Raw genomic sequence first — 14,921 nt, 5'->3', positions numbered from 1 at the left:
AAGCCTCAACCTACGCGGTAGTTTGGCGCTTCTTTGGTGATCTGTACGTCGTGGACATGGGATTCAGCCATGCCGGCGCCGGTGATCCGTACGAACTCTGGCTTGGTGCGCATTTCTTCGATGTCGGCGCTGCCGGTGTAGCCCATCGAGGAACGCAGGCCGCCCATCAGTTGATGGATGATCGCGCTCAGGGTGCCCTTGTAAGGAACACGGCCTTCGATGCCTTCCGGAACGAGCTTCTCGGCGCCTGCCGAGGAGTCCTGGAAGTAGCGGTCGGAGGAGCCTTGTGCCTGGGACATGGCGCCCAGCGAACCCATGCCACGGTAAGCCTTGTACGAACGGCCCTGGAACAGTTCGATCTCGCCCGGCGCTTCTTCAGTACCGGCGAACATCGAGCCCATCATCACGCAGGAAGCACCGGCAACGATGGCCTTGGACAGGTCACCGGAGAAACGGATGCCGCCGTCGGCGATCAACGGAACGCCAGTGCCTTCAAGGGCAGCGGCAACGTTGGCGATGGCGCTGATTTGCGGCACGCCCACACCGGCGACGATACGCGTGGTGCAGATCGAGCCAGGGCCGATACCAACCTTGACCGCATCGGCGCCGGCTTCGGCCAGGGCCTTGGCGGCTGCGCCGGTGGCGATGTTGCCGCCGATCACCTGCACGTCAGGGAAATTCTGTTTGACCCAGCGAACGCGGTCGATCACGCCTTTGGAGTGACCGTGGGCAGTGTCGACCACCACCACGTCAACACCGGCAGCGACCAGGGCCGCAACACGGTCACCGGTGTCTTTACCGGTGCCGACTGCCGCGCCAACACGCAGACGACCTTGGTCATCCTTGCTGGCGAGCGGGTAAGCCTTGGCTTTTTCGATGTCGTTGACGGTCATCATGCCTTTGAGGGCGAATTTGTCATCGACGATCAGCACGCGCTCGATGCGGTGCTTGTGCAGCAGTTCGCGCACATCGTTCTTGTCGGCGCCTTCCTTGACAGTGACGAGGCGCTCTTTAGGCGTCATCACTTCGCGGACGGTGACTTCAAGACGGTTCTCGAAACGCACGTCACGGGAAGTGACGATGCCGACCAGGTCGCCATCGTGCAGCACCGGAACGCCGGAGATGTTGTGCAGGCGGGTCAGGTCGAACAGGTCACGCACGGTGGCGTCGGCTTCGATGGTGATGGGGTCCTTGACCACGCCGGCCTCGTAACGCTTGACCTTGCGCACTTCGGCAGCTTGCTGCTCGATGGTCATGTTCTTGTGGATGATGCCGATGCCGCCTTCCTGAGCCATGGCGATTGCCAAACGGGCTTCGGTGACGGTGTCCATGGCAGCAGAAACCAGGGGAATATTCAGCTCGATGCCACGGGTTAGGCGGGTCTTGAGACTGACTTCGTTAGGAAGCACCTCGGAATAACCGGGCACTAGGAGAATGTCGTCGAATGTCAGAGCTTCTTGGCTGATACGCAGCATCGCGGGGGCTCCCGAGCGGGAAAATGGAAGCGCGCCATTATATACATGCACCCGGTCGGGTTCAATGTAAAACTCTGTCTATTATTAGCATTACTGATATACGGGGATTGGCGCTTCCTACAACTCGACTTTCACCCAACTGACCGGCTGATCCAGCCAATCGGCAAACTCATCGATAAAGCTCTGCTTGAAACCCGCCTCCGCCCAATTGTTGAAGATGAACCCCAGGTTGGAAAACCCGCATTCCTGCAGGAACAGAAACCCGTTGATGTCATCCTCATGCCCACACAGCGGGCAGGTGAAGTTGTCGGTGCGCCCCGGCATCCAGTCTTCCAGGCTTTCGAACAGCGCCTCGCCGACTTCCTTGAGGCACTCGGCACAACCCGCCTCTTCCAGGAAACCCTTGGCCGGTGTGTAGATGCAGCGCTTGGTGATGATCTCCAGGCCATTGATCGGCTCGCCGAACGGCAGCGCTTGTGGGTGCAACACCACGGCGCGGGCACCGTCGGCGATGGCGTGGCCCATGCGGTTACCGGTACGGCCACACGTGGTCAGCTCTTCCTTGATGATGTTCTTGCGCACCAGCCAGCGCACGATCGCCCGCGCGCGGGGTTCGTGTACCGGCAGTGTGGAGATTTTCGGGACGATGATGCTTTGCGAATTCATGGTGCAAGCCTACGAATACTGAGTGATCCGCCCTTGTGGGAGCGAGCCTGCTCGCGATGGGGCCGTTCCAGCCAATAGTGATGTTGACTGACCCACCGCCATCGCGAGCAGGCTCGCTCCCACAGGGTTTTGCGGCAGGCAGCTTAATCCCTGACGAAATCCGGTCAAGTACTCAAATAACGCCCGATCAAGGCAATCCCGCTGGCCAGCACCAACCAGGTCACCAGCCGCACAAACGCCTCGCGGGACAATCTCATGGTCAATCGCCGCCCGATCCACAGCCCCAATGCCATGGCCGGCAACAAACACACGGCCAGTATCAATAAGGGTAGCTCGGCATAGACACCCGCGACGGCAAACAGGCTCAAGCGCACCACGGTGCTGCAACTGATCAGCGCACTTTGCGTGGCGCGCGCCGCGTCCTTGGGTAAACGGCTGTTCAGGTAGATCGCATATAAAAAGCCGCCACTGCCAAACAACGCCCCGAACAGCCCGCCCACCGTCCCCATCGGCACGGCCCAACCGGCGGACAATTGCGTCGGCCGGNTTTTTACCCACAGGCTGTAGATCGCGTAGGCGCTGATAAACAGCCCCATCAATAGCAGCAACAGGTCTGAATGCAGGTTGAGCAGAAAGATCACCCCCAACGTGCAGCCCACCGCCATGCACGGCAGCAGCCGCAGCAACTCGGGCGTGTTCACGTCCCGCCGCGATTGCAGCAGGTTGCCAAAGGCGGCGACAAAATCCAGCAGCACCAGCAGCGGGATGATCTTCGACAATGGCATAAACACAATCAGGATCGGCCCCGCGACCAGCGCCGTGCCAAACCCGGCGATACCAAACACGATGTAGGCCACGACAATGCCCAATCCGATCACCAGCCAATCCGTGGCGCTGAACGGCCATTGGCTCAACAACTCAAGCACATTCATTTGCAGCGCTTCCTTGAATACCTGGGATGACTTTAGCCAGCGCCGAGCCACTTCATCAACACCTGCAAGGGGATTTTTGTTGGATCATGGAGATTGTCCGGCGAATGCCTTTATCATGCGCCCCATGATTAAAGATCCCTTTGCAAGACTCGGCCTGGACCGCGAAGTCCTGACTGTCAGCCAGCTCAACGGCCGCGCGCGGGTGTTGCTGGAGGACGTGTTCACCAATATCTGGGTCGAAGGCGAGATCTCCAACCTCGCCCGCCCGGCCTCTGGCCACGTGTATTTCACCCTCAAGGACAGCGGCGCCCAAGTGCGTTGCGCGTTGTTTCGCAACAACGCGGCGCGGGTTCGCCAGGCGCTGAAGGACGGCTTGGCGGTCAAGGTGCGCGGCAAGGTTTCGCTGTTCGAGGGGCGTGGCGACTATCAGCTGATCCTCGACACCGTGGAGCCGGCCGGTGACGGTGCGCTGCGTCTGGCCTTCGATGCACTCAAGGAAAAACTCAGCGCCGAAGGCCTGTTCAGCGCCGAGCGCAAAGTGCCGTTGCCGGCGCACCCTCGGCGCATCGGCATTATCAGTTCGCCGACCGGCGCGGTGATTCGCGACATCATCAGCGTCTTTCGCCGCCGCGCACCGCAGGTTCAACTCACACTGATCCCGACCGCCGTACAGGGCCGTGAAGCGACCGCGCAGATTGTCCGCGCGCTGAAACTGGCGGACGCTCGCGGTTTCGATGCGCTGATCCTCGCCCGTGGCGGCGGTTCGCTGGAAGACCTNTGGTGCTTCAACGAAGAAGCCGTGGCGCGCGCGGTGGATGCCTGCGTAACGCCGATCGTCAGCGCCGTCGGCCATGAGACCGATGTATCGATCTGNGACTTCGTCGCCGACGTCCGCGCCCCGACGCCCTCCGCCGCCGCCGAATTGCTCGCGCCGGATTCCAGCGACCTGGTGCGCCGGGTCGAAAGCCTGCACCGGCGCCTGGTGATGCGTATCCGCGACCGTTTGATGCGCGACCGGCTGCGCCTGGAGGGCATGTCCCGCCGCCTGCGCCACCCGGGCGAACGCCTGCGCCAGCAGGCCCAGCGCCTGGATGACCTGGACATGCGGATGCGCCGTGCTTTCGAGCGCAGCCTCAATACCCGTCGCGAACGCTTGATCCGCCTGGAAACCCGCCTCGCCGGCCAGCACCCNGGCCGTCAGTTGGCCCTGCTNCGTCAGCGCCTCGACAGCTTCGCCGAGCGCCTGCCGCGAGCCATGCGCGAAGGGCTCAAGTCACGCCGCCTGCAGCTGCAAAGCCAGGTGCAGACGCTGCAAGTGGTCAGCCCGCTGGCGACTCTCGGCCGTGGTTACAGCATTCTGCTGGATGAACGCGGCAACGCGATTCGCAGCGCCGGGCAAACCCATACCGGTCAGCGCCTGAAAGCCAAACTGGGCGACGGCGAACTGCACGTTCGGGTCGAAGACAATCACCTGACGCCTGTCACCCTTTCTTTACTGGATTGATCCATGCCGCGTTTTTTAGCTTCGCTGCTCTTGCTGTGCCTGACCTTCAATGCTCACGCCGACAGTTACATCACCCGCCTGTTGAACAAACCGGTGCCGGGTGGCGTGGCCGTGGTGGACCTGGGCGCTTCTGCCCAGGCGCCGAAAGCCAGTTATCAAGGCAAGCCGGTGCTGGTGGTCAAGGAACAGAACAATTGGCTGGCGATTGTCGGCGTACCGTTGACGGTTAAACCGGGTACGCAGCAGGTCAGCAGCGGCGGTCGCACGATGAGTTTCACGGTCGGCAGCAAGAAGTACCCGGAACAGCACATCACCCTGAAGAACACGCAGCAGGTCAATCCGAACCCGGAGAACCTGAAACGCATCGAAGGTGAACTGGCCGAGCAAATCGCCGCCTACCGCACGTTCAGTCCGAACACGCCCAGCAACTTGCTGCTGGACAAGCCGGTCAACGGGCCGCTGTCGAGCAAGTTCGGCGTGCGTCGGTTCTTCAATGGCGAAGAGCGCAATCCCCACTCGGGCCTGGATTTCGCCGTGGGCGCCGGCACACCGATCAAGACTCCGGCGGCGGGCAAGGTGATCCTGATCGGCAACTACTTCTTTAATGGCAATACCGTGTTTGTCGACCATGGCCAAGGCTTTATCAGCATGTTCTGTCATATGTCGAAGATCGACGTAAAGGTGGGGCAGCAATTGGCGCGTGGCGGTGTGGTCGGGAAAGTCGGCGCCACCGGGCGGGCGACCGGGCCGCACATGCACTGGAATGTCAGCCTGAATGATGCGCGGGTGGATCCGGCGATTTTTATTGGGGCGTTCCAGCCATAAATAGTTGTCGAAGCTGCCCGCGAATGCGATCTCAAGGTCGCGNATGCGATCTCAAGGTCGCGGCTTATTCAGCATCCAGATCCTCAATCCCATGGACCTCCCGGTCCGCCAGACAATGGTTGATCCAGGTTTGAGTGTCTTGCGAGAAGCCAGCCAATTCTTCAGCCGTGATCAACTCGCGGGCACATAACCCCAGCAAGTGAGAGCGGGCCTCATGGCGTGAGAACCTGAAAACGCCAAATGCCCAATACAGCTCCTTTTGCCCGGCTTTGAGCAGCTCTTCGCTCGCTTCGATCCGATCATAAGGCGCTTGGCTTCTATCCAGCACCGTGCGCTCGACTTCCTCCATGATCCGAATACACATCCGCTCATGGGCCAACGGGCGCAACGCACTATAAAGCTTCCAATCCGACTCGTTCATTGCCGACTCCTGCATTCCGGTCGTCTGGTTGAGGCTTTAAGAATAGCTGCCGCCACCAAGACAAGGCCGCCAACTTTCAATTGCGCACCCTTCAAACCTCGCGCAAACATCAACACAATCACCCTACATCACCGCAATAAAATCTCGATATCCCCCACTATTCGAGTATTCCTCTCAATTTTTTTCGACTGCTTGCCATCTTTCACCCCGGCGGTTAGGGTTGAGCTTATGAAAACCTCTCACACCCTCATTCAGCTTCGCCAGCACCGCAGCCTGTGCCTCGTCAGCGCACGACTGCCAGGCTGAATCGTTCTGCCTCGTCCCCAGCTTCGCCCCAAGAACATTGATCCACCGGCAGGCCGCCTTTTTTCGGCCCTNACACNAAGGATTTCCCGATGAGCATGCTCAAAGACCCGTCTTCGAAGTACCGTGCGTTCCCGACCATCGATATCCCGGACCGCACCTGGCCGTCGAAAACCATCACCGAAGCGCCGATCTGGTGCAGCTCCGACCTGCGTGATGGCAACCAGTCGCTGATCGAGCCGATGGACGCGGTGAAAAAGCTGCGCTTCTGGAAGACGCTGGTCGCCGTCGGCGTGAAGGAAATCGAGGCCTCGTTCCCAGCCGCTTCGCAAACCGACTTCGACTTCGTGCGCACCCTGATCGAAGACAACCACATCCCCGAGGACACCACCATCCAGGTGCTGACCCAGGGCCGTGAAGACTTGATCGCACGCACCTTCGAATCNCTGCGCGGGGCGAAGAAAGCCATNGTNCACCTGTACAACGCAACCTCGCCGTCGTTCCGCCGCATCGTGTTCAACCAGGACAAGGACGGCATCAAGGCCATCGCAGTCAACGCGGCCAAGCTGTTCGTCAAATACGCCGCGCAGCAGCCGGAAACCCAGTGGACCTTCGAATACTCCCCGGAAACCTTCAGCGCTACCGAGCTGGAGTTCGCCAAGGAAGTCTGTGACGCGGTGATCGAGGTATGGAACCCGACACCAGAGCACAAGATGATCCTCAACCTGCCGGCCACGGTTGAATGCGCCACGCCGAACATCTATGCCGACCAGATCGAGTGGTTCGGTCGCCATATCAACCGCCGTGACAGCGTGATCATCAGCCTGCACACCCACAACGACCGTGGCACCGGCGTGGCCGCCACCGAGCTGGGCCTGATGGCCGGCGCCGACCGTGTCGAAGGCTGCCTGTTCGGCAACGGCGAGCGTACCGGCAACGTCGACCTGGTCACCGTGGCCTTGAACATGTACACCCAAGGCCTTGACCCGCAACTGGACTTCTCCGACATCGACGGCGTGCGCAAAGTCGTCGAGGAGTGCAACCAGATCCAGGTGCACCCGCGCCACCCCTACGTTGGCGACCTGGTACACACCGCGTTCTCCGGCTCCCACCAGGACGCGATCCGCAAGGGCTTTACCCAGCAAAAAGCCGACGCGCTGTGGGAAGTACCGTACTTGCCGATCGACCCGGCCGATATCGGCCGCAGCTACGAGGCGGTGATTCGTGTGAACAGCCAGTCGGGCAAGGGCGGTATCGCATACTTGCTGGAACAGGAATACGGCATCAGCTTGCCGCGTCGCATGCAGATCGAGTTCAGCCAGGTGGTACAGCGTGAAACCGATCGCCTCGGTCTGGAGATGACCGCCCAACAGATCCACGCCTTGNTGCAGCGTGAATACCTGCAAGCCAATACGCCGTATGCGCTGGTCAGCCATCGCCTGCAGGAAGAGAACGGCAACAGCACGGTGGAAGTGGAAGTCTCGGGCAAAGGCCAGGGCGAAACCAACCTGCGCTGGCACGGCAAGGGCTACGGCACCCTCGAAGCGCTGGTTGCCGCGCTGCCGATCAAGGTCGAGATCATGGACTACAACGAACACGCCATCGGTGCCGGCACCAACGCCAAAGCCGCGGCTTACATCGAACTGCGCGTGAATGGCGAGCGTCCGGTGCACGGTGTGGGGATTGATGAAAACATCACCACGGCCAGCTTTAAAGCGGTGTTCAGTGCGCTGAACCGCTCGTTGAGCCAGCTGGAAGCGAAAGCGGCGTAAGCGTTCGCTGCAATGCAAAAGGCCCCTAGGTGAAAACCTCGGGGCCTTTTTGTTTGCCTGAAAATTTTGCAGTGGCTGTCATGGCCTCATCGCGGGCAAGCCCGCTCCCACAGTGATCGGGGCGAACATGATTTTTATGTACACCACCAATCCTTGTGGGAGCGGGCTTGCCCGCGATGGGGCCCTGTCAGGCAGCGGAAATCTCAGGTGAACTCGAAGGTATCGGCGTCCAGATTGGCCGGGAAGCGTGTGCGGTAGGCTTGCAGATCCGCCGCATTCAGGACGACCTGAAACACGCCATCGGCTTCGCCTGCGCTGAGCANTGTCTCACCCTGGAAATCCAGCACCTGACTGTCCCCGGTGTAGGCAAAGCCTTTGCCGTCAGTCCCGATGCGATTCACCGCCGCCACGTAGCAGAGGTTTTCAATCGCCCGCGCTGGCAGTAAACGGTTCCAGTGCTGACGGCGCGCTCCGGGCCAGTTGGCGGTATACAGCAGCAAATCCGTGTCCTGAGCATCTCGACTCCACACCGGGAAGCGCAGGTCGTAGCAAATCAGCGGACGGATACGCCAGCCCTTCAACTCAAACTGCACCTGACGCTCGCCCGGCGTGTAGTGGTTGTGCTCGCCGGCCATGCGGAACAGGTGACGCTTGTCGTAGTGCCAGACTTCCCCGTCCGGCCGNGCCCACAGTAGGCGATTGCGGTGGCTGCCATCGGCGGCCTGGACGATGATGCTGCCGGTGATCACCGCATCGAGTTTCGCCGCCTGGACCCGCAGCCATTTGCTGGTCGGACCGTTTTCCGCTTCGGCGAGGGTCTGCGATTCCATGGAAAAACCGGTGGTGAACATCTCCGGCAGAATGATCAGATCCGCCCCGCGAGCCTGCTCAAGCAATTGCTCGAAATGCTCCAGGTTGGCCTGACGGTCGTGCCAGGCCAGGGTGGTCTGGATCAGCGCGACGTTCAGATTGGGCAATNNACTCAAATCACGCATAGTTTCTCCGCCGCTTGTTGCAGCGTCTCCTCGCGTTTGGCAAAACACAGGCGCACCAGGCGCTGGCCTTCGGGTGGGTGCTGATAGAACACCGACACCGGAATCGTCGCCACGCCGTGTTCACGGGTCATCCACAGCGACATGGCGACGTCATCCAGATCCGGGCGAATCTGTGAGTAATCGACCAACTGGAAATACGTGCCGGTCACGCGCTTGAAGCTGAAACGCGACGGCGCCAGCAGATCGCAGAACAGATCACGCTTGGCCTGGTAAAAAGCCGGCAGTTCTTCGACGTGTTCCGGGTGTTCGGCCATGAAGTCAGCCAACGCGTACTGCAAAGGGGTCACCCCGCAGAAGTTGACATATTGATGCACCTTGCGCAGTTCAGCGGTCAGCGCTGGAGGCGCAACCACATACCCGGTTTTCCAGCCGGTGACGTGGTAAGTCTTGCCGAAGGAACTGACTACAAANGCGCGTTGATAAAGCTCTTCGTGATTCAGCACGCTGACGTGAGGCACGCCGTCGAAGACCAGGTGTTCGTAGACTTCGTCGCTGACGATGTAGATGTCGCGATCCCGAATCAACGCTGCCAACTGGTCCAGTTCGGCACGGCTGATCAGCGCGCCACTCGGGTTATGCGGAGCGTTTAGCACGATCATCCGTGTGCGCGGCGTAATCGCTTCGGCGAGTTTCTCGAAGTCGATGGAAAAATCATTCAGACCCAGTTGCACATGCACGCATCGCCCACCTGCCAGCTCCACCGACGGCTCGTAGCTGTCGTAGCACGGATCGAACACGATCACTTCATCGCCGCTGTGGATAACCGCCTGGATCGCACAGAAGATCGCTTGGGTGGCACCGGGAGTGACGGTCACTTCATGGTCGGCATCCACGTTGACGCCATAGCTGCGGGCGATCTTCGCCGAAATCTGCTGACGCAGCGCCGGCAGGCCGGTCATCGGTGAATATTGGTTGTGGCCATTGGCAATGTGCCGACCGACCGCATCGCACAGGGCTTGCGGTGCATCGAAATCGGGAAAACCCTGGGACAGGTTGATCGCCCCGGTTTGCGCCGCGAGTTGCGACATGGCGGTGAAAATGGTCGTGCCGACATTCGGCAGCTTGCTGGTGATCATAGGAGCCCCCTTCGGGTGAGCTGCAAGTTTTAAGCTGCAAGCTGCAAGCAGGTCAAGCGACAAACCGCCAGGCACAAAAAAGGGCTCAGTCAGAGCCCCCGTTGTACCTGGCGATTTGAGTGGCAAGCTATTAGCTTCAANNNTCANTTTTTATCTCGGCGCTTCTTGTCGGCCTTTTTGTGGTGCGACATCATGCGGCGTTTCTTGTTGACCTGACGGTCAGTCAAGGAGNTCTTGTTNCCTTCATAGGGGTTCTCGCCACCCTTGAACTCGATACGGATCGGCGTACCGACCAGTTTCAAGACACGGCGGTAGGTGTTTTCCAGGTAACGCACATAGGACTTTGGCACCTTCTCGATCTGGTTACCGTGAATCACGATAATCGGCGGGTTGGCACCACCCAAGTGGGCGTAACGCAGTTTAATGCGGCGGTTGTTGACCATCGGCGGCGCGTGCTCACCGACGGCGTCTTCCAGGATCTGGGTCAGACGGTTGGTCGGCCAGCGGGTAACCGCGGACTTGAACGAGTTCTGTACGGAGGCGTAGAGGTTGCCCACGCCCGTGCCGTGCAGGGCCGAGATNAAGTGGATATCGGCGNACTCAACGAAGAACAGGCGACGCTGCAGCTCGATCTTGACGAAATCGCGCTCGCTCGGCGTCATGCCGTCCCACTTGTTGATCGCGATCACCAGGGCGCGACCGGCTTCCAGGGCAAAGCCCAGCAAGTTGAGGTCGTGGTCCACCACGCCTTCGCGGGCGTCCATCACGAAGATCACCACGTTGGCGTCTTTGATCGCCTGCAGGGTTTTGACCACCGAGAACTTTTCAACTTCCTCGTGGATCTTGCCGCGCTTGCGCACACCAGCGGTGTCGATCAGCGTGTACTTCTCGTCGTTACGCTCGAACGGGATGTAGATACTGTCGCGGGTGGTGCCGGGCTCGTCATACACGATAACCCGATCTTCACCGAGCATGCGGTTAACCAGCGTCGACTTGCCGACGTTCGGGCGGCCGATGATGGCGATCTTGATACCGTCTTTTTCGCTCGGGCCAGGAATGCGCTTGGCTTCCTCACCTTCGGCGACGATCTCTGCTTCGCCCTCTTCTTCCTCGTCGTCATCCTTGGGGAAGTCGCGCAGGGCGATTTCCAGCATCTGGGTGATGCCGCGACCGTGAGCACCGGCGACCGGGATCGCGTCGCCCATGCCCAACGGGGCGAACTCGGCGCGGGCCATTTCAGGGTCGATGTTGTCGACCTTGTTGGCAACCACGTAGGAACGCTTGTTACGTTTGCGCAAATGCTCGGCGATCATCTGGTCGGCGGCGGTGAAACCGGCCTTGGCATCTACCAGGAACAACACAACATCGGCTTCTTCAATGGCCAGCAGCGACTGCTCGGCCATCTTTTCGTCCATGCCATGCTCGTCACCGGAGATACCACCGGTGTCGACAATAATGTAGGAGCGCCCTTGCCACTTTGCCTCACCGTATTGGCGATCACGGGTCAGACCGGACAAGTCGCCGACGATGGCGTCGCGAGTCCTGGTCAGGCGGTTGAACAAGGTGGACTTGCCGACGTTAGGTCGGCCCACCAGGGCGATTACGGGAACCATGCGGCTCTCCACTTCGTTATTTCAGAAAATACAAAAGCCGCTGCAAGGCAGCGGCTGGTGCTCGGGGCAGCGCTTGAGGGCACTGCGAACCCCGTGGTTACGGGGCTGCCTGGGGTTTAACCCCAAGCATAGTCAAACCTTTACTTAATGGTCAGGGCTTCCAGTTTGCCACTGTTGCCATACACGTAAAGCATGTTACCCACAACCAGCGGACGGGCACGCAGGCCGTCGCTGTCGATACGCTCGCGGCCGACAAAACGACCGTCCACCTGGCTCAGCAGATGCAGGTAACCTTCGAAGTCACCTACCGCTACGTAGCTGGAGAACACTTCCGGTGCCGACAGTTGACGNCGGGCCAGCGAATCGTTGCTCCACAACGCGGTGGTGGAACGTTCGTCGACGCCTTCAACGGTGCCCGAGGACAGGCTTACGTAGACGCTGCCAAACCCTTGGGCGACACCGGCATAACTGGAAGCATCACGCTGCCAGTTGATGCGGCCGCTTTGCAGGTCCAGCGCAGCAACGCGGCCCTGGTAGGTGGCGACGTAGATGGTTTCGCCCGACAGCAGCAAGCCGCCGTCGATGTCCACCACACGCTCCAGTTCCGAACGACCTTGTGGAATCGCGACCCGTTGTTCCCATACCGGCACGCCGTTGGAAATATCGAGAGCGACCACTTTACCGGTCGACAGGCCAGCCACCGCGAGGCGGTTGGTGACGATCGGTGCGCTGGTGCCGCGCAAGGTCAGGACCGCAGGTGTGCTGTCATACAACCAGCGCTGGGTCCCGGTGGCGGCATCCAGGCCGATCAGACGGTCGTCCTGAGTCTGAACCACAACCACGTCACCGTTGTTGGCCGGCGGTGCGAGTACTTCGCTGGACACGCGAGCGCGCCATTTCTCTTCACCGTTGATCGCGTCCAGGGCAACGATTTCACCCTTGATCGTACCGATCGTGAGCAGACCGTAACCTACGCCAACGGCGCCGGAAACAGGCAGATCAAGGTCCTTCTTCCATTTGACGTCGCCGTTGCTGCGATCCATCGCCACGACTTCACCCGTGACGTCGGCGGCATAGATGGTATCGCCATCGATCGCCGGCACCAGCATGTTGTAGGTTTCGCCCTGACCGTCACCGATCGAACGACTCCACTGCTTTTGCAGAACCACTTCTTCTTTGAAGTCGGTCAACTCGGCCGGAGGCAGTTCTTTTTTACTGTTGCTGCTGCAACCCGCGGCCAGAACGGCCAGAGCCAGCAATGCTGCATGTTTCCAACGGATCACGTCACGCATCCCCTTTGGCCAAGTCGTCCAGCTTGATTTGTAAGCCACCGACCGCCGCTTCATCAGACAGCGCCGCCTTGGCTTTTTGGTACGCAGCATGGGCTTCGTCGGTACGACCCAATTGGACCAAGAGGTCGCCCTTGAGCTCTTCGCGAGTGGCCACGAATGCCTTGTCGGCATCACCTTCGAGCAGTTTCAGGGCTTCATCGGCCTTGTTCTGCGCGGCCAGTACCTGCGCCAGACGCTGACGGGCAATTTCGCCCAGCGCCGGGTTGGCCGGTTTTGCAACGATGGCTTTCAGCTCGGTGGCCGCGTCGTCCAGCTTGCCGGTGTCGACCGCGACTTTCGCGACGAACAGGCTGCCGTACTGGGCGTAAGTGCTACCGCCAAATTCGCTTTTCAGCTTGCCGGCCAGGTCCGCCACTTGGGCAGGATCGGGCTTGCCGTCTGGCGTCAGCGTGGTTTCGAGCAATTGCTGATAGAGAATCGAGGCGCCTTGCGACTGATTGCTCTGATACTTGTGAAAGGCCTGCCAGCCGAACACGATGACCAGCGCCAACAGGCCGCCAGTGACCAGGGGCTTGCCGTTGCGTGTCCACCAGTCCTTCAAATCCGCCATCTGCTCATCATCAGTACTCGACACCCCAATACTCCTTAATCGCTAAATTCGGCTGTTCGACAGCTTCAACCCTGCACGACGCAGGTGGCCAAGTGCGCGGCGAGCGCATCAAAGGCAATGTTCTGTTGCTCGCCCTGACCACGCAGGGGTTTGAAACCTATCACTTGCTGGGCCAGTTCGTCATCGCCCAGGATCAGTGCATACAGCGCACCGCTCTTGTCGGCCTTCTTGAACTGGCTCTTGAAGCTGCCAGCGCCGGCATTGACTTGCAGGCGCAGGTTGGGCAATTGATCACGCACNTNTTCACTCAGGGCCAGACCGGCCAGCTCAGCGGCTTCACCGAAGGCGCAGAGGTANACGTCCACCTGACGGGAGATTTCTTCCGGGACCTGCTCCAGGGTTTCCAGCAGCAGGATCAGCCGCTCGATGCCCATCGCAAACCCTACGCCCGTGGTCGGCTTGCCGCCCATTTGCTCCACCAGGCCGTCGTAGCGACCACCGGCACATACGGTGCCTTGGGCACCAAGCTTGTCGGTGACCCACTCGAATACGGTCTTGCTGTAGTAATCNAGGCCGCGAACCAGCTTAGGGTTGATCACGTAGGGAATNCCGGCCGCNTCCAGGCGAGCCTTGAGGCCCTCGAAGTGCGTGCGGGATTCGTCGTCCAGGTAGTCGGCCATTTTCGGCGCGTCGACCAGTACGGCTTGGGTGTCGGCGTTTTTGGTATCGAGGACGCGCAACGGGTTGGTTTTCAGACGGCGCTGGCTGTCTTCATCCAATTTGTCCAAGTGAGCAGACAGATACTCGACCAGCGCTTCGCGATAACGACCGCGGGACTCGGNGGTGCCCAGGCTGTTGAGTTCAAGCTTGACCGCGTCGCGGATGCCGAGCAGGCCCCACAGGCGCCAAGTCAGCACGATCAGCTCGGCGTCGATGTCCGGACCGTCGAGGTTGAACACCTCGAGGCCGATCTGATGGAACTGGCGATAACGGCCTTTCTGCGGGCGCTCGTGGCGGAACATCGGGCCGATGTACCACAACTTCTGCGGCTGGCCACCACCGGTGAGGCCATGCTCNAGCACGGCACGCACGCAGGCCGCTGTGCCTTCCGGNCGCAGGGTCAGGGAGTCGCCGTTACGGTCTTCAAAGGTGTACATCTCTTTTTCGACGATGTCGGTCACTTCACCGATGGAGCGCTTGAACAGCTCGGTGAATTCAACGATCGGCATGCGGATCTGCTTGTAACCGTAGTTATCCAGCAGGCGCGCGACCGTGTTTTCGAAGTAGCGCCACAGTGGCGTCTGCTCCGGCAGGATGTCGTTCATGCCACGAATGGCTTGCAGAGACTTGCTCACATCTAATCCTTAAATTCGTTCG

The 14,921-nt window shown here is 60.1% G+C and carries 13 protein-coding genes; 3 read left to right on the top strand and 10 right to left on the bottom strand.

Annotated elements, in window-relative coordinates; genetic code table 11:
• Positions 1 to 5: 5 nt before the first annotated feature.
• From guaB to B7L09_RS23460, 3 genes are all read right to left on the bottom strand, one after another.
• On the bottom strand, positions 6 to 1,475 hold the full coding sequence (guaB, locus tag B7L09_RS23470; RefSeq protein ID WP_003209646.1) for an IMP dehydrogenase: 1,470 nt from the start codon (positions 1,473 to 1,475) through the stop codon (positions 6 to 8).
• A 117-nt stretch (positions 1,476 to 1,592) separates the two neighbouring features.
• Complete coding sequence (locus B7L09_RS23465) at positions 1,593 to 2,141, bottom strand: sugar ABC transporter ATPase (RefSeq protein ID WP_094470818.1); 549 nt, start codon at positions 2,139 to 2,141, stop codon at positions 1,593 to 1,595.
• Positions 2,142 to 2,305: 164 nt separating this feature from the next.
• The gene (locus B7L09_RS23460) at positions 2,306 to 3,073 is read right to left on the bottom strand and encodes a sulfite exporter TauE/SafE family protein (protein WP_094470817.1); all 768 of its coding nucleotides are present in this window, start codon (positions 3,071 to 3,073) and stop codon (positions 2,306 to 2,308) included.
• Positions 3,074 to 3,197: 124 nt separating this feature from the next.
• Between B7L09_RS23460 and xseA the strand changes: the two genes are divergently transcribed.
• Together xseA and B7L09_RS23450 are read left to right on the top strand one after the other, a co-directional pair.
• The gene (gene xseA / locus B7L09_RS23455; RefSeq protein ID WP_094470816.1) at positions 3,198 to 4,577 is read left to right on the top strand and encodes an exodeoxyribonuclease VII large subunit; all 1,380 of its coding nucleotides are present in this window, start codon (positions 3,198 to 3,200) and stop codon (positions 4,575 to 4,577) included.
• Positions 4,578 to 4,580: 3 nt separating this feature from the next.
• Positions 4,581 to 5,402, top strand: coding sequence for a peptidoglycan DD-metalloendopeptidase family protein (locus tag B7L09_RS23450; protein WP_094470815.1), 822 nt, complete (start codon positions 4,581 to 4,583; stop codon positions 5,400 to 5,402).
• A 64-nt stretch (positions 5,403 to 5,466) separates the two neighbouring features.
• Here B7L09_RS23450 and B7L09_RS23445 read toward each other — a convergent pair whose 3' ends face one another.
• Complete coding sequence (locus tag B7L09_RS23445; protein WP_094470814.1) at positions 5,467 to 5,823, bottom strand: hypothetical protein; 357 nt, start codon at positions 5,821 to 5,823, stop codon at positions 5,467 to 5,469.
• 395 nt (positions 5,824 to 6,218) lie between these two features.
• Here B7L09_RS23445 and leuA point away from each other — a divergent pair, with 395 nt between their 5' ends.
• A complete protein-coding gene (leuA, locus tag B7L09_RS23435) occupies positions 6,219 to 7,898 on the top strand; it encodes a 2-isopropylmalate synthase (RefSeq protein WP_094470813.1) in 1,680 nt (559 codons plus the stop codon).
• A gap of 203 nt (positions 7,899 to 8,101) precedes the next feature.
• Here leuA and B7L09_RS23430 read toward each other — a convergent pair whose 3' ends face one another.
• From B7L09_RS23430 to hisS, 6 genes are all read right to left on the bottom strand, one after another.
• Positions 8,102 to 8,893 carry an amidohydrolase gene (locus B7L09_RS23430; RefSeq protein ID WP_094470826.1) on the bottom strand — a complete coding sequence of 264 codons (792 nt, stop codon included), beginning with the start codon at positions 8,891 to 8,893 and terminating at the stop codon, positions 8,102 to 8,104.
• Positions 8,881 to 10,029, bottom strand: a complete 1,149-nt coding sequence (locus B7L09_RS23425) for a pyridoxal phosphate-dependent aminotransferase (protein WP_094470812.1) — start codon at positions 10,027 to 10,029, stop codon at positions 8,881 to 8,883. Before B7L09_RS23425 ends, B7L09_RS23430 begins: the two co-directional genes overlap by 13 nt.
• Positions 10,030 to 10,172: 143 nt before the next feature.
• Positions 10,173 to 11,642 carry a ribosome biogenesis GTPase Der gene (gene der, locus B7L09_RS23420; protein ID WP_094470811.1) on the bottom strand — a complete coding sequence of 490 codons (1,470 nt, stop codon included), beginning with the start codon at positions 11,640 to 11,642 and terminating at the stop codon, positions 10,173 to 10,175.
• 140 nt (positions 11,643 to 11,782) lie between these two features.
• Entirely contained in the window at positions 11,783 to 12,934 is a 1,152-nt protein-coding gene (gene bamB, locus B7L09_RS23415; RefSeq protein ID WP_094470810.1) for an outer membrane protein assembly factor BamB, read from the bottom strand.
• On the bottom strand, positions 12,927 to 13,568 hold the full coding sequence (locus tag B7L09_RS23410) for a tetratricopeptide repeat protein (RefSeq protein WP_094470809.1): 642 nt from the start codon (positions 13,566 to 13,568) through the stop codon (positions 12,927 to 12,929). Before B7L09_RS23410 ends, bamB begins: the two co-directional genes overlap by 8 nt.
• Before the next feature lie 41 nt (positions 13,569 to 13,609).
• Positions 13,610 to 14,899 (bottom strand): histidine--tRNA ligase, encoded by a 1,290-nt coding sequence (gene hisS / locus B7L09_RS23405; protein ID WP_094470808.1) that lies wholly within the window; start codon positions 14,897 to 14,899, stop codon positions 13,610 to 13,612.
• Between the last annotated feature and the right edge of the window lie 22 nt (positions 14,900 to 14,921).

The organism is Pseudomonas mandelii (genome assembly GCF_002251635.1).
GTDB lineage: Bacteria > Pseudomonadota > Gammaproteobacteria > Pseudomonadales > Pseudomonadaceae > Aquipseudomonas > Aquipseudomonas mandelii_B.
This window is presented reverse-complemented; position numbering and strand designations above follow the sequence as displayed.

What these genes read in the sequence shown, in the direction of transcription:
- guaB (WP_003209646.1), bottom strand. Translation starts at nt 1,475, where the DNA reads ATGCTGCGTATCAGCCAAGAAGCTCTGACATTCGACGACATTCTCCTA.
- B7L09_RS23465 (WP_094470818.1), bottom strand. Translation starts at nt 2,141, where the DNA reads ATGAATTCGCAAAGCATCATCGTCCCGAAAATCTCCACACTGCCGGTA.
- B7L09_RS23450 (WP_094470815.1), top strand. Translation starts at nt 4,581, where the DNA reads ATGCCGCGTTTTTTAGCTTCGCTGCTCTTGCTGTGCCTGACCTTCAAT.
- B7L09_RS23445 (WP_094470814.1), bottom strand. Translation starts at nt 5,823, where the DNA reads ATGAACGAGTCGGATTGGAAGCTTTATAGTGCGTTGCGCCCGTTGGCC.